The sequence below is a fragment of the Vibrio sp. Vb1574 genome (assembly GCF_033338675.1).
On the sequence record NZ_JAWOTC010000046.1, the window covers coordinates 11969 to 31773 of the forward strand.

Here is a 19805-nt window from a genome sequence, read left to right on the forward strand (position 1 = left end):
TGTAAATCTTGTTCTTGGAAAGTGCGATTAACGCACTTTCAATGTCGCAAGACCAATCAGAACAAGAACCATAGAAATAATCCAGAAACGCACGATTACGCGAGGTTCTGGCCAACCTTTCAATTCGTAGTGGTGGTGAATCGGTGCCATACGAAAAATGCGCTGACCACGCAGTTTGTATGAACCCACCTGTAGAATTACCGACAGCGTTTCCATCACAAACACACCGCCCATGATCACCAACACCAACTCTTGACGAACGAGAACAGCAATAGTGCCTAACGCGCCGCCAAGCGCTAGTGAGCCGACATCACCCATGAACACTTGTGCTGGATACGTGTTAAACCACAAGAAACCAAGGCCTGCACCGACGATTGCTGTACATACGACAACCAACTCAGAAGCATGTGGTAAGTATGGAATATGAAGGTATTCAGAGAAGTTAACGTTACCGGTCGCCCATGCAATAACCGCGAAGCCTGCTGCAACAAGAACCGTTGGCATGATTGCCAAACCGTCTAGACCATCAGTCAGGTTAACCGCGTTACTTGTACCTACAATGACAAAGTAAGTCAGAATGATATACATCAAACCAAGCTGCGGCATGATGTCTTTAAAGAATGGCACCACTAGCTGAGTTGCTGCTGTGTCTTTACCGTAAGCATACAATGCGAAAGCGACGACAAACGCGATCAACGACTGCCAGAAGTACTTCCAACGCGCGATCAAGCCATCGGTATTTTTGCGTACCACTTTACGATAATCATCAACAAATCCGACCGCACCGTAGCCAAGTAAGACTGTCAGTACCGCCCATACGTAAGGGTTGGATAAGTCTGTCCATAGCAAAATCGTGATTGAGATGGCCGCTAAGATCATGATACCGCCCATTGTTGGGGTACCACGCTTACTAAAGTGAGATTCAGGACCTTCGTTACGCACTACCTGACCAATTTGCAGCATTTGCAAACGCTTGATCATGATTGGTCCCATCCATAATGACAGACCTAGAGCGGTTAATACGCTTAGGATTGCTCGAAAAGACAAGTATTCAAACAATCGGAAAAAAGACAGGTATGGCTGTAGCAGCTCGGCAAGCCAAATAATCATTAATAATACTCCTTCAAAGCAGCAGCGACTTCAAACATACGTGCACCGTTCGCTCCTTTCACCAATATCGTATGGTTTTCAGGAACGGCTTGGTCTAGATGCTGCTTGATGTATTCAATCATCTCTTGGTGCGTCTCAAAATGAATGCCTTGGCAAAGATCACTGATCACCTTGGCGTCTGCACCATATGTGAGAACATGTTCAAATTTTTGTGGGGCAGCATGTTCCCCGACTTGACGATGAAGTGCAAGACTTTCCTCGCCCAATTCCGCCATATTACCTAAAATCAGCCAGCGTTGACCTGGGAAAGCGGCCAATAAATCAACTGCCGCTTTCATGGCTGGCACGCTCGCGTTGTAGCTGTCGTCAATCAATTTTATCTTTTCGCTCAGCGCTTCAACCTCGACGCGACCTTTCACTTTGTTCAAATGTTTAAGGCCAGCACGAACCTCTTCTAATGTGGCTCCCATTTGTAACGCAATAATAGAAGCAGCGATCGCATTCGCAACGTTGTGTTGACCTATAATACCCAGAGACAGTTCAATTTCTTGTGAGCTTGCTGCGATATGTAAGTCAAAGCTTGCTTCACCTGCGGCGTTCAATACGATGTTAGAAGCGAAGAAGTCTGCATCAGTATTACTTTGTGAAAAAGTAATGACTTTCTTATCTGCTAACACTTCATCCCACTTGGCTTCACCATTGCTGTCTAGGTTAACAATCGCAATACCACCAGCTGAAAGGCCTTGGTAGATTTCACCTTTGGCTTGTTTCACGCCATCGATAGAACCAAAGCCTTCAAGGTGAGCGGCGGCTACATTATTCACTAACGCGATATCTGGTTTTACTAACTGAGTCGTGTAAGCAATTTCACCTATATGGTTAGCACCAAGCTCAATCACGGCATAATCATCATCCTGCTGTGAGCGCAATAATGTCAACGGAACACCAATATCATTATTGAAGTTACCCGCCGTGAATAGCACTTTGCCTTTCAATTGCAGGATACTCGCAACCATTTCTTTTACGGTCGTTTTACCGCAACTTCCGGTGATGGCAACGGTAGGTGTTTGGCATGCTTGATGCACCCAAGAAGCAAACTCACCCAATGCAAGTTTGGTATCCGACACCACAATTTGCGGCACATTCACATCTAAGCGTTTTTCCACGAGTAAAGCACCGGCACCTGCATCTACCGCTTGTTGGCAAAAGTTGTGCGCATCAAAGCGCTCCCCTACTAACGCCACAAATAGAGCCCCACGCTCAATCGCTCGTGTATCAGTAGAAACCGCGTCGATAAGTAGATCGTCGCCGAATCGCTCGCCACGAGTGATGTCTGCAATTTGAGATAACGTTACTTTGATCATGAGGTCAATCCTAAAAGTTGCATTGCGGACTCGCGGTCGGAGTAATGAATCGTTTCGCCATTACGAATCTGATAATCTTCATGACCCTTCCCAGCTAACAAGATAATGTCGTTTGGCGAAGCATTTTCAATGGCATAAGACAGTGCTTTGAAGCGGTCATGCTGAACAATCGCTTCAGCAGGTTTTGACAGCCCAGCTAACATGTCTTTCACAATCTGAACCGGGTCTTCGCTGCGTGGGTTATCGTCAGTCAACACCACTCTGTCGCCTAGACGCTCTGCAATTTCCGCCATCATTGGGCGCTTACCTGCATCGCGATCGCCACCGCAGCCAAAAATAGCCCACAGCTGGCCTTCACAATGAACTCGTAAAGCTTGCAGCGCTTTTTCTAAAGCATCAGGAGTATGGGCATAATCAACCACGACTTTGGCACGATCCTCAGTTTGGAATAACTCCATTCGGCCGAGTACAGGTTGCAGTTGACCTGCGGTTTCGAGTAACGCTTGTTTCTCTTTACCTAAGCTTAATAAGGTCGCAAAAGCGAGCATTAAGTTGGTTGCATTAAACTCACCAATCAATGGCGCGTGCAATTCACCTGAGCCAAATTTACCATCGAACTTAATAGTAATCCCTGACTCCGCGTAACTGACTTCCGTCGCCCAAATTGCGCTTTCAAATTCAGTGTTCGGTTTGAGCGAAACAGCGACCGCATTACTTAACTGCGACGCCCATTGATGACCTACTTCATCATCAACATTGATAATGGCACGTTCACATTGGTGTTGCGTGAACAACCCAAGCTTTGCATTGGCATACTCTTCCATCGTGCCATGGTAATCTAAGTGGTCACGACTTAAGTTAGTAAACACGCCCGCCGCAAATGATAATGCTTTGACACGACCTTGCGTCAGGCCATGGGAAGATACTTCTAGCGCGGTGTATGTGGCTTGTTGATTTGCGAGAGAGGAGAGCGTTTTCTGAATTTCAACGGCATTCCCCGTTGTATTCGCAGCTTGTTGCAAGTTATTGAGGAAGCCATTTCCTGTTGTTCCCATTACCGCCGCTTTATGGTCAAGCAGTTCTAGCCATTGCGCTATTAACTGGGTAATGGTGGTTTTGCCGTTGGTGCCGGTGACACCAATCAAATCCATATCAGGGTAAGCATAAAGCTTTCCAGCAATTGCGGATAAACGTTGGTCCAACCTATCAATGTAAATGACGGGAACATCATCAATGATTTCCACCGTACCATGTGTTTTGACATCGCAGGCTTGCGCCAGGGCTGCATTTGCACCTTGCTCAATTGCAGAGGCAATGAATTTACGCCCATCCACAACATGGCCAATCACTGCTACAAACGTGGTTCCAGGTTGAACTCTTCGGCTGTCGAGCTCCAATTCAGAAACAAGAACGGACGATAAGCTAGGGCAATCCACCCAAGGGGAAAGCAGCACGTCCATACTGATGGCTTTAGTCATATTTGTTCTCCGAGCTTTGGCTCAGGTTTTCTTAATTTTGTTTGCTCAGTAAACCACAGGGCTTACTGTTGGAATTTGTTTTCGTCAGGTGCAACATTGAGTATTTGTAGCGCGCCTTTCATGATTTCAGAGAAGACAGGAGACGCTACCGAACCACCATAGTAGTCATCGCCTTGAGGCTCGTTTACGATCACTACTAAAGCAATTCGCGGATCGCTAACCGGAGCAAGCCCAGCCGTGTAGGTGATGTACTCGTCGCTGTACCCACCGGCAGAAGCTTTACGTGATGTACCCGTTTTCGCTCCTACTCGATAACCAGGAACTGCCGCTCTGCGAGCCGAGCCCCCTTTTTGAGTTACGGTTTCCAACATGTCTAATACTTGACGCGCATACTTCGCACTCACCACTTGGCGTGACATGTCATGATCATTGCTTTCGATAATATGAATAGGCTCGTATTTGCCAAGGTTTCCAAGCGTCGCATAAGCATGGGCTAGCTGGATTGGTGTAATTGATAGACCGTAACCAAACGCAATCGTGGCGCGCTCAATTGGCGACCAACGAGTTCGTGTAGGAAAAATACCCGTCACTTCCCCAACTAGGTTTAGGCCAGAAAGCTCACCAAAACCCACTGAACTGTACAGCCCAAGAAGCGCCTCTACCGGCATTTGCATTGCTAGCTTCGTCACACCGATATTACTCGACTTTTTAAGGATCGTGGTCAAGCTCGCTTTGCCTACGCGAGAGACATCTCTGACTCGACTACCACCTAAACGTAGGACACCATTACCGGTATCTACGATGGTATCTTTATCGGCTATCCCATTTTCTAAGGCGGCTAAAATAACGAAAGGCTTAATGGTCGAACCGGGCTCCATTGAGTCCGTGATCACTCGGTTACGCATTTGATAGCTTTGCCAATCGCTACGATTATTAGGGTTGTAAGAAGGAGCATTAACCATGGCCAATACGGCGCCCGTTTTTACATCCAACATGACAACGGAACCTGAAGTGGCGCGGTGGTCCGCAACGGCTTGCTTAATCGCACGATACGCAATCGCCTGTAGGCGCTGATCGATGGTTAACTGAAGTGATTTACCTTCTTGCTTGTCTTGCCAAGCAATGTTTTCCACAACACGACCATAACGGTCTTTACGAATAGTTTTCTTACCCGCCGCGCCAGTGAGCCACTCATCGTAGCTACGCTCCACACCTTCTAGGCCATGCCCGTCAATGCCTGTTACACCGACTAAGTGAGCACTAACCTCACCTGCAGGATAATAACGACGAGATTCCGACTTAAGGCCAACACCTGGCAGCTTTAGCTCACGAATATAGTTCGCCATGGCCGGACTGACCTGGCGCTGCAAGTAGATAAAGCGACGTTTTTCATTGCGCTTAATTTTGTCTATTAACCCTTGTCGGTCAATACCAAGAACATCCGCTAATGCATGCCAACTTTTGGTCTGGCTTAACGCGTTTTCTTTAAATATCGTGGCAGGATCTGCCCAAACCGCCTCAACCGGTACACTGACAGCAAGCGGCTCACCATTTCGATCCGAAATAATACCGCGAGCAGAAGGAATGGATTTAACACGAACCGAACGTAGGTCACCTTGTTTAATCAGGTTATCTGGCTCAATGATTTGGATGTAGGCTACGCGTGCCACCAAAAGGGCAAATGCACAAAAAACAAAAAACAGTAATAGATGGAAGCGCCAACGAATCAAGAAAGATTCTTCGACCGCCACTTTCACTGCTTTGTTATCGGTTTTCTTATCCCCCGTAACCGCTTTCTCTTTTGCTACAGGTTTACGCTTATTGGCTTGTTTCGTGTTGGATTTTTTTCTAATCATTTGAGCGTGACAACCACTTCTTTATCGCCATCAGGTCGTTTCATTTCAAGTTCTTTTTTGGCAAGGTCTTGAACACGACTGTGTTCCGCGAGGGCAGTTTCTTCCAACATTAAGTTACGCCATTCGCTATCTAACCGTTCTCGTTCAACCAACGTATGGTCTTTCTCAGTGATCGCTTGACGCGCATGGTGGGTAGCAAATACCACTCCCATTGCCGATGCCACGATCAATAGCAACAACAGTAATGGCCAGCGACCAACGGTGAGGAGATCCGTCGCAATCAACTTAGCAAGATTAGGAGTGGGTTTCGTCATAATAATTAAAGCTTTTCCGCAATTCTTAACACAGAGCTGCGCGAGCGAGGGTTCATTTCAATTTCTTGTTTGCTTGGCTTAATCGCTTTGCTCACCGCTTTCATATTCGCACTACCAAGAGCACGAATTTGCTCTTCCGTCATTGGAATACCGTGTGGCACTTCAGGCCCTTTGCTCTCTTTACGGATAAAACGTTTGACCATACGGTCTTCCAGAGAGTGGAAGCTAATCACAGATAAACGGCCTTCAGGAGCCAGAATGCTCGCCGCGCCTTTAAGTGCCGTATCAATTTCTTCTAACTCACTGTTGATGTAAATACGAAAAGCCTGGAAAGCACGAGTCGCAGGGTGTTTTTTCTCTTTAAAACTTTTCGGTGCGGCATCTGAAATCAATTTTGCCAGCTGACCAGTGCGAACCATTGGCTCATTTTCTTCGTCTTCACGGTAGGCAACAATCGCTTTTGCAATACGGCGCGCATGTTTATCTTCCCCAAACTCGCGAATGACCCAAGTGATATCATCGAGGTCTGCTTCCATCAACCATTGAGATACTGGAACACCTGATGTCGGGTCCATACGCATATCTAGCGGACCGTCTTTCATAAAGCTAAAGCCACGCTCTGCGTCGTCTAACTGAGGAGAAGAAACGCCTAAATCCAGCAGAACGCCATCCACTTTTCCAACTAGCCCATACTCTTCAGCATACTCAGCAATACCAGAAAATGGACCATGAATAATGGTGAAGCGAGGGTCATTGATTTTGCCTGCCTCAGCGATCGCTTGAGGGTCACGGTCGATACTGTACAGTCGGCCATTTTCACCGAGTTTAGATAGAATTGTCCGGCTGTGACCGCCACGGCCAAATGTTCCATCAATATAGACGCCGTCTGGTTTGATAGCTAAGCCATCAATGGATTCATTTAATAACACGGAAATATGTTGGAAGGTTTCGGTCATAGCTTTCTCGTTGAATGATCTTGAAGCGATTCTTTAGTGTACTGATTTCCTACATCATCGCCACCACAAGTCTAAAGTTAGACGTGATTTACGCCAAGTTTATTGGTAATGACATAGTTTGCGTCAATTAAATGCAAAAAACCCATCACTACCGAAGTAGAGATGGGTCTCGAATAGGTGGAGCCGACACATAAGCCGGGTTCTGTTCCGCTTGCGCGGCGGTAGCCATTCGTCTAGGCCAGCAATCACTCACTGGCTCGAGCAACCTACCCGCCTCCTTACGCGAGCAACGCAATGTGGAGGCCTATTTGGTCTTGCTTCAGGTGGAGTTTACCCTGCTACGAACTATTGCTAGTCGTCCGGTGCGCTCTTACCGCACCCTTTCACCCTTACCTGTACCCTTACGGGCCATCGGCGGTCTTCTCTCTGCTGCACTTGTCGTAGGCTTGCGCCCCCCAGGCGTTACCTGGCACCTTGCTCTATGAAGCCCGGACTTTCCTCCCCTTTGTCAGTCTCCCGAAGGACGTCAACGTCAGTCTCCCAAAGGGACTTCGACGTCAGTCTCCCGAAGGACATCAACAAAGCAGCGACTACCCAGTCAGCTCCGAGGGCGGATTGTATAGAGTTCTCACTTCAGAGTCTAGTTAGATCACAGATATGATGAAATGAATGCACCAAGTGATGACTTTTTAGTCAAAGCGCCAAAAATAGATAATAAAAAGGCCGATGCCTACACATCAGCCCTCATTGACCATTTATCTCGCTAGCGGCACTTAGTCTAAGTTTTCTAAGCCCCATTTATATAGCGCATTCTTCTTCAAGTTATGTATTTCTGCCACCAAAGCAGCTGCTTTTTTCAAAGGCAGCTCTTTGGTCAAAATCCCTAACGTGCGTAAAGCATCTTCAGGTAGTGAGTCGTCTGTTGTTTCACGATGGCCATGTACCAACAATACCATTTCACCACGCTGTTGGTTATCGTCACTTTTCACCCATTCAATCAGCTCACCTAACGGCATGCCTTGAATGGTTTCAAAGGTTTTTGTTAGCTCTCTTGCCAACACAACTTCTCTATCTGGGCCAAGAACGTCTAACATGTCTTGTAGAGAGTCTAAAATACGGTGCGGTGACTCGTAAAAAATACACGTACACTCTACCGAAGCAATCTCTAGGAATTTATCCTTACGACCTTTGCTTTTCGGTGGTAAAAAACCTTCGAAGCTAAAGCGATCCGATGGCAAGCCAGAGGCACTTAACGCCGTAATGACCGCACAAGCACCTGGAAGAGGCACAACTCTAACGCCCTCTTGACGACATTTTGTCACCAAATGGTATCCTGGGTCGCTGATAAGTGGCGTACCAGCGTCAGAAACTAATGCGATAGACTGACCGGAAAGCAGCTTTTCTACCAAAACTTGTGCTTTTTGCTGCTCATTGTGGTCGTGTAGAGCAAAAGTTTTGGTTTGAATATTGAAGTGAGACAGTAATTTGCCCGTATGTCGAGTATCCTCAGCGGCAATGATGTCCACAGTCGACAGAATTTCGATAGCACGTTGGGTGATATCCGCTAAATTTCCGATTGGAGTCGGTACGATATAGAGAGTTGGCCCCTCATTCGGCAACTTATTTTTATCTGTCATTTGTTTACCATCACTTCAACGATTAATATAGAGACAATTTTGTACAAAATTATAGAGAACTCACGGCAATGATTAACCATAAGAGACTCAGTGTACCACGCATACTTACTCCTGTTGCACTAGCAATTACGCTCGCCGCCTGTTCTTCAGGTCCAAGACAGCCTGATGGCGTTGATGTAACACTTGAGCCTACTCAGTCTGTTCAGAACTATATGATCCAAGCTGATAGCACGGAAGGCAGCTTACAAAATGACTGGTTGATCATGGCAACCAAAGCCGCGATTCAAGCAAACCAGTTTGATCAAGCAGAAATGTTGATCAAGCGCCTGGCTCGTCAACAGTTAACCGAAGTTCAGCAAGCAGAGTGGCAACTAGCGCGTGCGACCATACAGCAAAAACAGGGTAATTACTCTCAGTTGCTGCAATTGTTGAATTTTAAACCTTGGTGGAAGTTACCAAATGAGCAATGGAAAGACTATTACTTGATGCGTGCCGACGCTTATCAAGGTCTTAACCAAGCGTTTGAGGCAAACCGCCAACTGGTTGCATTTGGCCAATATGCATCGTCCGCGGAGCAGAGAGAGATTTCTAGCCGTATTTGGATGAACTTTGGCAGCTATTCCGAGTACGAACTGACCTCATTAGAAACAGAGCCAAATGAAGATGTTTTGGATGGTTGGCTACAACTCGCTATTTATGCGAAAACGTTGTCGGGCAACTTATCTCAACTAAAAAATACCCTAGAACGCTGGTTAAACGAGAACCCATCGCACCCAGCCGCTATCTACACACCAGAAGAGATTCAAAACATTCTCTCTCTAGACATCGTTAAACCAAACAACACCGCTTTGTTACTGCCGCTTACTGGTAAATTCTCGCCACAAGCGCAATTAATTCGTGATGGTTTTGTGTTTGCGATGATGAATGATCGTAACCGTGATCCAAGCGCTACCCTCACGGTAATAGACACTAATGCGTATAACGCCGACCAAATTAAACAACGTTTGATCAATGAAAACATCGACTTTGTTGTTGGTCCCCTAGAAAAAGAAAACGTTGAGCTATTGCACACAACCATGGATGGCTCAGAAAATGGTCCTACGATTCCAGCCCTTGCGCTAAATATTCCCGAAGATGTGCAACCAGATAGCAATATTTGCTACTTGGCATTATCACCAGAACAAGAAGCCGCACAGGCAGCGAAACACTTGTTCAGCGAAGGCTATAACTTCCCTCTGATCCTGGCACCAAAGGGCAGCTTTGGTGAGCGCGTAACTGAAGCGTTCAACAAAGAATGGCGCAAGTACAGCTCTAATAAAGTCGCAGCAAGTTATTTTGGCGACAAGCGCCAACTTCAAAAAGACATCAATGAAGTATTTGGTCTGCAAGAAAGCAAACAACGTATTGCTCAGATGCAATCACTAATGCGTATCAAGCTTGAAACACAGCCACGTAGCCGTCGTGATGTCGATGCGGTTTATATTGTTGCTAGAAGCACGGAACTGACTTTGATCAAGCCATTTATTGAGGTAGCGATTAACCCAGACGCCAAAGCTCCTCAAATTTTCTCTAGCTCGCGTAGCAACAGTGGCGGCGCGACTTACGAAGATCTAACAGGCATCATCTACAGCGATATCCCATTACTGATTGACCCAGACCCTAGCGTGACCGCTGAAATGAACGAGCTGTGGTCAGAGCAATCTAACATGGAAAAACGTTTGAAAGCACTGGGTATGGATGCGTATAAATTGATTGGGGAGCTGCCACAAATGAAGGTCGTTCCGGGCTACTCAGTTGGCGGCCAAACCGGTATTTTAAGTATCGACAATAATTGTGTTGTACAGCGTGAGCTAAGCTGGGCTGAGCGTGGGGCTCTTTAGTAAGCGCCAAATCGGAAATCAATATGAAGCTCTGGCGAAGCAGTATTTACAACGCCAGGGCTTAAACTTTATTGAACAAAATTTTCTGACTAAGGTCGGTGAGATTGATTTAATCTTCCAACAAGGTGAAACTATTGTGTTTGTTGAAGTCAAATACCGTAAGAACAATCACTTTGGCTCGGCAGCAGAAATGGTGACGCACGCTAAAATGCGCAAGCTAGTCAAAACCGCACAAGTTTGGCTTAGCCAACAAAAGCGCTTAAAACACAATATCGATTATCGATTTGATGTCATCGCCATTCATGATAATGGGCGAGATATCAACTGGATAGAAAACGCAATCTCTGAAGGATAAGCGATGCTAGACAGCATTAAAGACAGCTTTACAGAAAGTATTCAAATTCAAATCGCAGCAGCAGAGGCGCTGCCTGATGCCATTACTCATGCAGCTCAAGCGATGGTGTCGAGCCTGCTTAATGGCAATAAAATTTTATGTTGTGGTAATGGCGGCAGTGCTTCAAACGCTCAACAATTTGTTTCTTGTCTTTTAAACCGTTTTGAAACTGAGCGCCCTAGCCTACCAGCAATGGCCTTAACCGCCGATAATACCACCCTAACCGCAGTGGCCAACGATTACCACTACCAGGAAATCTTCTCAAAACAGGTACGAGCGTTTGGTCAACCAGGCGACATTTTGCTTGCCATGTCGACTAGCGGTAACAGTAAAAATATTATCAAAGCGATGGAAGCAGCCGTAACTCGAGACATGACGATTATCGCGCTAACAGGAAAAGATGGCGGAGAGATGGCAGGGCTGCTCGGTGAGAACGACGTCGAAATTCGTATTCCATCACACCGCACTGCACGTATTCACGAAGTACATATGGTAACACTCCATTGTCTTTGTGATCTTATTGACCAGGTGCTTTTCCCTGCTCACGAAGAGTAACCAAGACTGAGAGTCAGAATTATGATACGTAGCCTTGTTATCTTATTAACAGCATTGAGTTTAAGTGGTTGCGCAGGTTTGTTTATCGCAGGTGCAGCAACCACAGCGAATATTGTCACGGACACACGCACGACAAAACAAATCTGGCAGGACAATAACATCGAATTCGAAGTTGCGGCGATCGGCAATAAAGCACCGTTTAAAGGTGAAGTTCGTGTCGTTGCCAGTTCATATAATGGGACTGTAGTCCTTATGGGACAAGCTCCGACACAAGACCTTATCCTTGCTTTAGAGCGAAGGGCTCGAGAAGTTAGTGGTGTAAAAGTCATACACAATCAAATCAAACAAAAAGAGCCACTCACTGTTACCCAGATTAGCAATGACAGCTGGATCACAACCAAAGTAAAGTCAGCTTTGCTTACTGATTCTGAGCTTAATGGTGTTAAGGTTAAAGTGATCACCGAAGATGGCGACGTTTTTCTGTTTGGTTATGTCACGCCAGAGCAAGGCGATCGAGCGACAGAAATCGCGCGTAATATCTCAGGCGTAAAACAAGTCATTAAAGGGTTCCAATACGGCGAAATGGAGCCTGTTGAAGTAGACTTACCGAGTGACGGTGTACAAACAATAGAAAGTGAGGCAAGTACAGAAAGTGAAGAGAACGTCGAAGTCTTTACGATTAGTGAGTAATTTCCAAAGTCTGGCTTGAAATCATCTTCAACAAGTTAAAAAGAAAAAAGCAGCGTTACGCTGCTTTTTTATTATTTAATCACTCTTAAGCTTGGTTTGCCTTTTGGTCGAGGAGCATCGTCCTCTTCGGCATCTGAATCAGAAACTAACTCAGAAGGCTCATCACTAACCGTTGTGAACGATGGGGATGATTCTTCCTCGGTCATCGCTTCTTCTTCGATGTGAGTGTACGCTTCTTCTGGTTCAAACATAGTACCAGCACCATTTTCACGTGCATAAATAGCTTGAACAGCATACACAGGCACGATCACTGAGTGCGGACGACCGCTAAAGCGAGCATGGAAGGTAATCGCATCATTACCTAACTCAAGATTACCCACTGCACGTGGCGCAATATTCAAAATAATTTGACCATCTTGAATAAATTCAACTGGGACACGCACCCCTGGCATTGTTGCATCCACAACCAAGTGAGGAGTCAAGTCATTGTCTACTAACCAGTCGTAAAATGCGCGAAGCATATACGGGCGGCGAGCAGTCATTTTTGCAATATCCATAACGTGTTTTAAATCGCTTAGCGAACTAGGCGCATTTCACGTTCAGCTTCAGTCAAAGAAGCAAGGAACGAATCACGTTCAAATACGCGGTTCATGTATACCTTGATTTCTTTTGAACCAGGGCCAACAAGATCGATACCAAGTTGAGGCAAACGCCACAATAGTGGAGCTAGGTAACAATCGATCAAGCTGAATTCTTCGCTCATGAAGTACTCATATTCAGCAAAAATTGGCGCTAACGTCAGAAGATCATTACGCAGCTTTGTGCGTGCTTTTTCTGATTCTTCCGCATTACCTTTCATCACTTTTTCAGCGAGTGAATACCAGTTGCGTTCGATACGGTACATCATCAAGCGGCTGTTGCCACGAGCAACAGGGTAAACCGGCATTAGAGGTGGATGAGGGAAACGCTCGTCCAAGTACTCCATGATGATTTTTGAATCGTAAAGAGCTAGCTCACGGTCAACAAGAGTTGGCACTGATTTATATGGGTTTAGCTCAACAAGCTCAGCAGGAAGGTTTGCTTCGTCAACAAGCTCAACTTCAACACTTACACCTTTTTCAGCTAGTACAATGCGAACCTGATGGCTATACAAATCTGATGCACTTGAGAAAAGAGTCATCACAGAACGTTTATTGGCAGCTACAGCCATGGAGCCCTCCAGTACACTTACAAATAAAAACAATGGAGGCTAAGCCTCCATTGTACATCAATTAAAATTGGGAATTAGCACGGTATTTTAGCACAATTAATGCACATCGCGCCAATACTCTTTCTTGAGCATCACGACAACGATGGTTAGAAGCACTAAGAAGCCCATTACCCACCAGCCTAGAGCGTGACGCTCAAGCTGCACTGGATCACCTGAATAAACTAAGAAGTTAACGAGATCGCCAACCGCTTTGTCATATTCGCCTTCACTCAGCTCACCCGTGCCATCGGTTTCGGTACCAACAACAACTTGTACTTCTTCGCCATCTACGATTTTCGTATCGTAAATAGGCGTCGGGATACCCTGTAGCTCTTCAAGCACATGCGGCATACCAACACTCGGGAAGACGATGTTGTTCACGCCGAATGGACGAGATGGATCAACATAGAAAGAGCGTAAGTAAGTGTATAACCAATCAGCACCACGAACTCGTGCAACCAACGTAAGATCTGGTGGTGGAGCACCAAACCAGTTTGCCGCTTGCTTCGGTGGCATAGCATTGACCATTAGATCACCGATTTTTGCTTCAGGATTGAAAATCAGGTTTTCTTTCATTAAGTCTGTTGGAATTTCCAAGTCTGTTGCTACACGCTCGTAACGCTGGTATTGCGTAGAGTGACAAGCAAAACAGTAGTTCATGAACAACTTCGCGCCGTTTTGTAGCGAAGCTTTATCCGTAAGGTCAACATTCGCTTTATCCAGCGGAACATTGGCCCCAGCTGCCATCGCTAGTGATGGCAACATAGCAAATAGAATTACAATCCACTTCTTCATTTGAATGTCACCCTCTCTGGTAATGGTTTGGTTGCTTCATTTTTGCTGTAGAAGAACAGCAACACAAAGAACATGAAGTAACACAAGCTAAAGATCTGAGATAGTAGTGTGTACGTTGGTGTCGCTGGTAACGCACCTAAAATACCTAGAGCGATAAAGGCGATAGTGAACTGTACAATATTCAATAGATGAAGTTTGCTACGGTAACGGTATGAACGAACTTTACAACGATCCAACCAAGGTAGAACGAACAGCACTGCAATTGACGCACCCATTAGGATAACACCTAATAGTTTGTCTGGAACCGCACGTAGGATTGCGTAGAACGGCGTGAAGTACCATACCGGAGCAATATGCTCTGGTGTCTTCAATGGGTTTGCAGCTTCAAAGTTAGGCGGCTCAAGGAAGTACCCACCCATTTCTGGGTTAAAGAACAGCACGTAACAGAAGAAGAACAAGAAACCAGCAACACCGACCAAGTCCTTAACCGTGCCGTACGGATGGAAAGGAATCGAATCAATGATGTCATATTTCTTCGTGTAGTAATCGTGGAACTTGAATTGCGTTTTGTAATCGTCGCCCATTGAGCCTTTTGGCAGCTTAGTTTCGATACCATCCGGGTTGTTTGAGCCTACTTCGTGCAGCGCCAATACGTGCAGAACAACAAGAAGAAGCAAAACAATAGGCAAGGCAATAACGTGTAGTGCGAAGAAACGGTTTAGCGTTGCACCAGAGATGATGTAGTCACCACGAATCCAAAGCGTTAGGTCATCACCGATAACAGGAATAGCGCCAAACAGGGAAATGATTACCTGCGCACCCCAGTATGACATCTGACCCCATGGAAGTAGGTAACCCATGAACGCTTCAGCCATGAGAACAAGGAAGATCAACATACCGAAGATCCACAATAGTTCACGAGGTTTTTGGTATGAACCGTAGATCAAACCACGGAACATGTGAAGATACACAACAACGAAAAACGCTGACGCGCCAGTGGAATGCATGTAACGCAGAAGCCAACCGTACTCTACATCACGCATAATGTATTCGATAGACGCAAATGCACCGTCACCTGAAGGAACATAGTTCATCGTTAGCCAAATACCCGTTAGGATTTGGTTAACAAGAACCAGCATCGCCAGAGAACCGAAAAGGTACCAAAAGTTGAAGTTCTTAGGCATTGGGTATTCAGACAAATGCTTTTTATAAGCATTCATTGCAGGAATACGCTTTTCAACCCAATCTAACATTGCTTGCATTATGCATCTCCCTCATCAACACCCACAATGAGCTTGGTATCGCTCAAATACATGTGCTTAGGAACGACAAGGTTCAACGGAGCAGGTACTCCTTGGAACACTCGACCAGCCATGTCGAACTTAGAACCATGACAAGGACAGAAGAAGCCAGATCTTACGCCCTGCACCTGCTCTGAGAAAGAGTCAGGTAGATAGGTTGGTGAACAACCTAAGTGGGTACAGAAACCAACTGCGACGAAAAACTCTTCCTTAATCGAACGAAACTCATTCTGAGCGTACTCAGGCTGCTGCTCCATTTCAGATTGTGGATCGCGAAGCTTATCACCGATCGATTTTAAGTTATCCAGAACGCTTTGAGTGCGGCGAACAATCCATACAGGTTTTCCCTGCCACTCAACACGAACCAGCTGACCTGGTTCAATTTTACTTATATCCACTTCCACCGGTGCGCCCGCCGCTTTGGCTTTAGCACTCGGATTCCATGATTTGATAAAAGGCACGGCGACGGCGACTGCCCCTAACCCACCAACAACTGCCGTTGTAGCGGTTAGAAAACGCCTGCGACCGTTATTTAAAGGCGCGTTGCTCATCCAAACATTCTCCCATTTGCTCCCTTTGGATCGTTATTATTCCGCTTATAAGAGCATGGCTAACAAATAATGAATTTAGTTCTATTTATTGGAGGGAAATGATAAAGAAAACCCTACTTTTTGACAAGATAAAGCTACCTTTTTGTAACATTTGTGAGGCAAATCGCTCGCGTCGTCACAAAAGCGGCAGAATTATAAAAAATTGATGTGATTTGTAACAAGAAAGCACCACATAGAAGCCCCGCTGAAAGCGGATAAAACCTTTTATCTTGGTAGTTTTCAGTTAATTACACAGAGAAATATTTCGTATTACGCGTTCAGCTTGCTGTGTTTATATTTTCAATTTTGTAGCACGCAGAATGCTCAAAAAGGAGCGTAAGTCATTTTAAAACATGTTACAGGAAGAATAAGATACAAAGACATTCTTGCTGATGAATACATCTATGCTGCATCGCAAGAGAAAGCGTGGTGAGTCGCAATTAAATAAGGCACATATAAAACGGCACTGGCAACCTTTCGACGAAGGACGAATAAGAAGGCTTGCTCGGAGTGTGATGATAAGTGAAGGCTGTTCGTTGCTTGAAGACAAGTATGATGTCTTTAAATACAAAAAAGCCCGGCATAGAGCCGAGCTTTTGGTACACAGTTTCCAGAGTAACTCTGAAAAGCATAATTCCCGATAAGAGGAAATTAACGCTTAGAGAACTGTGGACGACGACGTGCTTTACGTAGACCAACTTTCTTACGTTCAACGCAACGAGCGTCACGAGTAACGTAGCCAGCTGCGCGTAGAGCAGGACGTAGAGACTCATCGTATTCCATAAGCGCGCGAGTGATACCGTGACGGATAGCACCAGCTTGACCAGAAATACCGCCGCCTTTAACTGTTACGTAAAGGTCTAGCTTTTCAGTTAGTTCAACTAGCTCTAGAGGTTGTTGTACAACCATACGTGCTGTTGGACGACCGAAGTATTCGTCAAGGTTACGCTTGTTTACTACAATGTTACCGCTGCCTGGTTTAATGAAAACACGTGCAGCTGAGCTTTTGCGACGGCCAGTGCCGTAGTATTGATTCTCTGCCATTTTCGAAATCCCCAATTAGATGTCTAGTACTTGTGGTTGTTGAGCAACATGGTTGTGCTCAGCGCCCGCGTAAACTTTTAGCTTACGGTACATAGCACGGCCTAGAGGACCACGTGGAAGCATGCCTTTAACTGCAAGCTCAAGAGCCATCTCAGGTTTACGATCGATCAACTTTTCAAAAGTGATAGATTTTAGACCACCTGGGAATTCAGAGTGACGGTAGTACACTTTGTTCTTAGCTTTGTTACCAGTTACAGCAACTTTCTCAGCGTTGATAACGATGATGTAATCACCAGTGTCAACGTGAGGAGTGTATTCAGCTTTATGTTTGCCACGTAGGCGAGATGCAATTTCACTTGCTAGACGGCCAAGAGTTTTACCTTCAGCGTCTACAACGTACCAGTCGCGTTTTACAGTTTCTGGTTTAGCAACGAAAGTTTTCATGCTAACAATAACCCGTTAATTAAATTTTAAACTTTAAAGGAACACCCAATAGTGCTCCCACACTGTCTAAGAGCCCAGTCATCACCCCTTCGAGTCGTTGGTACTCTCGACCTTCAATTTCGAAATAACTTCGATAATCAGGTCTGCAGTAACGGTGGGTCGCAGGATTATAGAGAAGAGCGAAGAAAAAATCACCTTTTTTTTTGCGCCAAATCACTAATTTTTTCTTCACTTTTTTAAGAATCCATTGGATCTAGGCCAAATGTTCACGCGCGAGATACTCATGACTTTGCATCTCAGTAAGCCGAGACAAACAGCGCTTAAATTCGAACTCTAACTGCCCGTCAGTATATAAGTCGGCCATTGGCACTTCAGCAGAAATAATCAACTTAACATTGCGCTCGTAAAACTCATCGACTAGCGCGATAAAGCGTCTCGCCGCATCATCTATTTTTCGGTTCATTTGTTGAACATCTGCCAGTAATACAGTGTGGTAAATACGAGACAATTCAATGTAGTCATTTTGACTGCGAGCAGTTTGACACAACTGAGCAAACGACGCATGCAGCACCCCGTCGCTTGCTTCAATCACCGCTAGTTGACGGTGGTTAACTTCGATTTGATGAGCAACAAACTGACGCTCTCCAGTCAGCTGCTGATAATATTTGTTAAGGTTTATGCTAGCCTGCTCATCAAGCGGGTAATGGTATATTTCAGCCTGTTCTAACGTTCTTAAGCGATAATCAACGCCACTATCGACATTCAACACTTCACAACGTGCCAAAATCATATCGATCGCGGGCAAAAAGCGCGCTCTTTGCAAACCGTTACGATATAAGTTCTGCGGCTCGATGTTTGAAGTCGCGACTAGGATCATCTGCCGCTTGAACATTTCTTGAAGTAGCGTTGCAAGGATCATCGCATCAGTAATGTCGGAAACAAAAAATTCATCAAAGCAAACCACATCTGCTTCTTCTTTAAATTTATCCGCCACTTTTGATAGAGGATTTTCGACATCACCTAACAGCTTCAACTCATCATGTACTCGATACATAAATCGATGGAAGTGGACGCGCATTTTTCTTTGGGTCGGTAAAGCATCAAAAAATGCGTCCATAAGGTAGGTTTTACCGCGACCTACCCCACCCCAAAAGTAAAGGCCTTTTGGTGGTTCAGGCTTGTCGATTTTTTTCCCCATTAGCTTTTGCCATTTGGAAAGCTGAGGCACAGGCGCTGACTGAAATTCAACGATAGCATGGTAAAGCTTGTCTAATGCAACGACCGCTTGATACTGAGCTTCATCACGCTGAAACCCGTGTTCTGCTATGTCTTTTTGATATTGTTGTAGTGGTGTCATCGTATTAAGTCGTATAGAGGTATAGAGAAAAGGGTTACCTCGGGGTCAACTTTGAGAATAGAGAGAAGTAGTTATCAGTCCCCGAAGACATACTGCTATTTTTCTTTATCGGCTGTTCAAGCCATAGTAACATGGACAAGCACCGCGTGTAACTAAGTAGTAAAAGACTTGTTAAAACAACTATAAGGAGCAGTTATGCCTTGGATTTATGCCATTGTGGGTTTGCTGGTCGGTACAATCGTAGGCGTAGTCATTAGTAGACTAACCACCCCTGAATACAAGAAACAAAAGTCTGTGCAGAAAGAACTTGAAGCGGCCAAGTTTGAATTAGAGCAACAACGTCAAGAGCTCGTCGATCATTTTGCACAAACCGCAGAGATGTTGGACACCCTAGGTAAAGATTACACCAAGCTATACCAACATATGGCCAAGACCTCTTCTGAGCTTTTGCCAAACTTACCAGAACAAGACAACCCGTTTGATAAGAAAACGGCAATGTCGTCTGAAACCATTGCAGAAGATCAACCAGAGTTCAACGAACAACCAAAAGACTACGCTAATGGCGCCACCGGTCTTTTGAAGGATCAAGAGAAAGAAATCATTAATGCTCCCGAAGCGGTAACCGCAAAAGCATCATAATCCTCTCTTACTTCTATCTAGGGCCGATACATTTGTATCGGCCCTTTTTTGAACTTTTTCACCTCACCTTCGCTCTAACTTGGATGTGCACTGCCTCCCCTTTTGATTGTCCGAACTAGACCCTATATTAGTTGTTAACAAAGTGAACTAAC

Annotated in this window: 20 protein-coding genes and 1 other RNA gene; 5 read left to right on the forward strand and 16 right to left on the reverse strand. The window is 45.4% G+C overall.

Features of this window, described 5'->3' with window-relative positions:
* Positions 1 to 27: 27 nt before the first annotated feature.
* The 8 genes from mraY to rsmI all read right to left on the reverse strand — a co-directional run bounded on the left by mraY (position 28) and on the right by rsmI (position 8715).
* On the reverse strand, positions 28 to 1110 hold the full coding sequence (gene mraY / locus R7O12_RS20380; RefSeq protein ID WP_005372931.1) for a phospho-N-acetylmuramoyl-pentapeptide-transferase: 1083 nt from the start codon (positions 1108 to 1110) through the stop codon (positions 28 to 30).
* Complete coding sequence (locus R7O12_RS20385; protein ID WP_054574276.1) at positions 1110 to 2474, reverse strand: UDP-N-acetylmuramoyl-tripeptide--D-alanyl-D-alanine ligase; 1365 nt, start codon at positions 2472 to 2474, stop codon at positions 1110 to 1112. Before R7O12_RS20385 ends, mraY begins: the two co-directional genes overlap by 1 nt.
* Positions 2471 to 3952 (reverse strand): UDP-N-acetylmuramoyl-L-alanyl-D-glutamate--2,6-diaminopimelate ligase, encoded by a 1482-nt coding sequence (gene murE / locus R7O12_RS20390; protein ID WP_054578500.1) that lies wholly within the window; start codon positions 3950 to 3952, stop codon positions 2471 to 2473. The genes R7O12_RS20385 and murE overlap by 4 nt, the downstream gene beginning before the upstream one ends.
* Positions 3953 to 4014: 62 nt before the next feature.
* Entirely contained in the window at positions 4015 to 5808 is a 1794-nt protein-coding gene (locus R7O12_RS20395; protein WP_005387403.1) for a penicillin-binding transpeptidase domain-containing protein, read from the reverse strand.
* Positions 5805 to 6122: a cell division protein FtsL gene (ftsL, locus tag R7O12_RS20400; RefSeq protein ID WP_005387405.1), complete on the reverse strand. Its 318-nt coding sequence runs from the start codon at positions 6120 to 6122 to the stop codon at positions 5805 to 5807. The genes R7O12_RS20395 and ftsL overlap by 4 nt, the downstream gene beginning before the upstream one ends.
* Before the next feature lie 5 nt (positions 6123 to 6127).
* Complete coding sequence (gene rsmH, locus R7O12_RS20405; protein ID WP_005372918.1) at positions 6128 to 7078, reverse strand: 16S rRNA (cytosine(1402)-N(4))-methyltransferase RsmH; 951 nt, start codon at positions 7076 to 7078, stop codon at positions 6128 to 6130.
* Positions 7079 to 7253: 175 nt separating this feature from the next.
* Positions 7254 to 7684: RNase P RNA component class A (gene rnpB, locus R7O12_RS20410), an RNA gene on the reverse strand.
* A 167-nt stretch (positions 7685 to 7851) separates the two neighbouring features.
* Positions 7852 to 8715 (reverse strand): 16S rRNA (cytidine(1402)-2'-O)-methyltransferase, encoded by an 864-nt coding sequence (rsmI, locus tag R7O12_RS20415; protein WP_318100768.1) that lies wholly within the window; start codon positions 8713 to 8715, stop codon positions 7852 to 7854.
* Positions 8716 to 8783: 68 nt separating this feature from the next.
* Between rsmI and R7O12_RS20420 the strand changes: the two genes are divergently transcribed.
* The 4 genes from R7O12_RS20420 to R7O12_RS20435 are packed head-to-tail and all read left to right on the forward strand — an operon-like array spanning position 8784 to position 12234.
* On the forward strand, positions 8784 to 10595 hold the full coding sequence (locus R7O12_RS20420) for a penicillin-binding protein activator (protein WP_005372905.1): 1812 nt from the start codon (positions 8784 to 8786) through the stop codon (positions 10593 to 10595).
* A complete protein-coding gene (locus R7O12_RS20425) occupies positions 10582 to 10950 on the forward strand; it encodes a YraN family protein (protein WP_005372903.1) in 369 nt (122 codons plus the stop codon). Before R7O12_RS20420 ends, R7O12_RS20425 begins: the two co-directional genes overlap by 14 nt.
* A 3-nt stretch (positions 10951 to 10953) precedes the next feature.
* Positions 10954 to 11544 (forward strand): phosphoheptose isomerase, encoded by a 591-nt coding sequence (locus R7O12_RS20430; RefSeq protein WP_005372901.1) that lies wholly within the window; start codon positions 10954 to 10956, stop codon positions 11542 to 11544.
* A 21-nt stretch (positions 11545 to 11565) separates the two neighbouring features.
* Positions 11566 to 12234 carry a BON domain-containing protein gene (locus R7O12_RS20435; RefSeq protein WP_017633609.1) on the forward strand — a complete coding sequence of 223 codons (669 nt, stop codon included), beginning with the start codon at positions 11566 to 11568 and terminating at the stop codon, positions 12232 to 12234.
* A gap of 71 nt (positions 12235 to 12305) precedes the next feature.
* On the opposite strand, the gene sspB is transcribed toward R7O12_RS20435, so the two are convergent.
* From sspB to zapE, 8 genes are all read right to left on the reverse strand, one after another.
* Positions 12306 to 12791: a ClpXP protease specificity-enhancing factor gene (gene sspB, locus R7O12_RS20440; protein WP_005387408.1), complete on the reverse strand. Its 486-nt coding sequence runs from the start codon at positions 12789 to 12791 to the stop codon at positions 12306 to 12308.
* Positions 12792 to 12808: 17 nt separating this feature from the next.
* Complete coding sequence (gene sspA / locus R7O12_RS20445; protein ID WP_005372897.1) at positions 12809 to 13444, reverse strand: stringent starvation protein SspA; 636 nt, start codon at positions 13442 to 13444, stop codon at positions 12809 to 12811.
* Positions 13445 to 13540: 96 nt separating this feature from the next.
* Entirely contained in the window at positions 13541 to 14278 is a 738-nt protein-coding gene (locus tag R7O12_RS20450) for a cytochrome c1 (RefSeq protein WP_005372881.1), read from the reverse strand.
* Positions 14275 to 15540 carry a cytochrome b gene (locus R7O12_RS20455; protein ID WP_005372880.1) on the reverse strand — a complete coding sequence of 422 codons (1266 nt, stop codon included), beginning with the start codon at positions 15538 to 15540 and terminating at the stop codon, positions 14275 to 14277. Before R7O12_RS20455 ends, R7O12_RS20450 begins: the two co-directional genes overlap by 4 nt.
* Entirely contained in the window at positions 15540 to 16130 is a 591-nt protein-coding gene (gene petA, locus R7O12_RS20460; protein WP_005372877.1) for a ubiquinol-cytochrome c reductase iron-sulfur subunit, read from the reverse strand. Before petA ends, R7O12_RS20455 begins: the two co-directional genes overlap by 1 nt.
* Before the next feature lie 690 nt (positions 16131 to 16820).
* Positions 16821 to 17213: a 30S ribosomal protein S9 gene (rpsI, locus tag R7O12_RS20465; RefSeq protein WP_005372876.1), complete on the reverse strand. Its 393-nt coding sequence runs from the start codon at positions 17211 to 17213 to the stop codon at positions 16821 to 16823.
* A gap of 15 nt (positions 17214 to 17228) precedes the next feature.
* Complete coding sequence (rplM, locus tag R7O12_RS20470; protein WP_005372872.1) at positions 17229 to 17657, reverse strand: 50S ribosomal protein L13; 429 nt, start codon at positions 17655 to 17657, stop codon at positions 17229 to 17231.
* Positions 17658 to 17910: 253 nt separating this feature from the next.
* The gene (gene zapE / locus R7O12_RS20475) at positions 17911 to 19014 is read right to left on the reverse strand and encodes a cell division protein ZapE (protein ID WP_005387411.1); all 1104 of its coding nucleotides are present in this window, start codon (positions 19012 to 19014) and stop codon (positions 17911 to 17913) included.
* Positions 19015 to 19209: 195 nt separating this feature from the next.
* Between zapE and zapG the strand changes: the two genes are divergently transcribed.
* Positions 19210 to 19653 carry a Z-ring associated protein ZapG gene (gene zapG / locus R7O12_RS20480; protein ID WP_005379861.1) on the forward strand — a complete coding sequence of 148 codons (444 nt, stop codon included), beginning with the start codon at positions 19210 to 19212 and terminating at the stop codon, positions 19651 to 19653.
* Positions 19654 to 19805: the final 152 nt, after the last annotated feature.

What these genes read in the sequence shown, in the direction of transcription:
- R7O12_RS20420 (WP_005372905.1), top strand. Translation starts at nt 8,784, where the DNA reads ATGATTAACCATAAGAGACTCAGTGTACCACGCATACTTACTCCTGTT.
- R7O12_RS20385 (WP_054574276.1), bottom strand. Translation starts at nt 2,474, where the DNA reads ATGATCAAAGTAACGTTATCTCAAATTGCAGACATCACTCGTGGCGAG.
- zapG (WP_005379861.1), top strand. Translation starts at nt 19,210, where the DNA reads ATGCCTTGGATTTATGCCATTGTGGGTTTGCTGGTCGGTACAATCGTA.
- sspA (WP_005372897.1), bottom strand. Translation starts at nt 13,444, where the DNA reads ATGGCTGTAGCTGCCAATAAACGTTCTGTGATGACTCTTTTCTCAAGT.
- petA (WP_005372877.1), bottom strand. Translation starts at nt 16,130, where the DNA reads ATGAGCAACGCGCCTTTAAATAACGGTCGCAGGCGTTTTCTAACCGCT.
- zapE (WP_005387411.1), bottom strand. Translation starts at nt 19,014, where the DNA reads ATGACACCACTACAACAATATCAAAAAGACATAGCAGAACACGGGTTT.
- rpsI (WP_005372876.1), bottom strand. Translation starts at nt 17,213, where the DNA reads ATGGCAGAGAATCAATACTACGGCACTGGCCGTCGCAAAAGCTCAGCT.
- rsmH (WP_005372918.1), bottom strand. Translation starts at nt 7,078, where the DNA reads ATGACCGAAACCTTCCAACATATTTCCGTGTTATTAAATGAATCCATT.
- R7O12_RS20455 (WP_005372880.1), bottom strand. Translation starts at nt 15,540, where the DNA reads ATGCAAGCAATGTTAGATTGGGTTGAAAAGCGTATTCCTGCAATGAAT.
- R7O12_RS20395 (WP_005387403.1), bottom strand. Translation starts at nt 5,808, where the DNA reads ATGATTAGAAAAAAATCCAACACGAAACAAGCCAATAAGCGTAAACCT.
- R7O12_RS20430 (WP_005372901.1), top strand. Translation starts at nt 10,954, where the DNA reads ATGCTAGACAGCATTAAAGACAGCTTTACAGAAAGTATTCAAATTCAA.
- sspB (WP_005387408.1), bottom strand. Translation starts at nt 12,791, where the DNA reads ATGGATATTGCAAAAATGACTGCTCGCCGCCCGTATATGCTTCGCGCA.
- rplM (WP_005372872.1), bottom strand. Translation starts at nt 17,657, where the DNA reads ATGAAAACTTTCGTTGCTAAACCAGAAACTGTAAAACGCGACTGGTAC.
- R7O12_RS20450 (WP_005372881.1), bottom strand. Translation starts at nt 14,278, where the DNA reads ATGAAGAAGTGGATTGTAATTCTATTTGCTATGTTGCCATCACTAGCG.
- mraY (WP_005372931.1), bottom strand. Translation starts at nt 1,110, where the DNA reads ATGATTATTTGGCTTGCCGAGCTGCTACAGCCATACCTGTCTTTTTTC.
- R7O12_RS20435 (WP_017633609.1), top strand. Translation starts at nt 11,566, where the DNA reads ATGATACGTAGCCTTGTTATCTTATTAACAGCATTGAGTTTAAGTGGT.
- murE (WP_054578500.1), bottom strand. Translation starts at nt 3,952, where the DNA reads ATGACTAAAGCCATCAGTATGGACGTGCTGCTTTCCCCTTGGGTGGAT.
- ftsL (WP_005387405.1), bottom strand. Translation starts at nt 6,122, where the DNA reads ATGACGAAACCCACTCCTAATCTTGCTAAGTTGATTGCGACGGATCTC.
- rsmI (WP_318100768.1), bottom strand. Translation starts at nt 8,715, where the DNA reads ATGACAGATAAAAATAAGTTGCCGAATGAGGGGCCAACTCTCTATATC.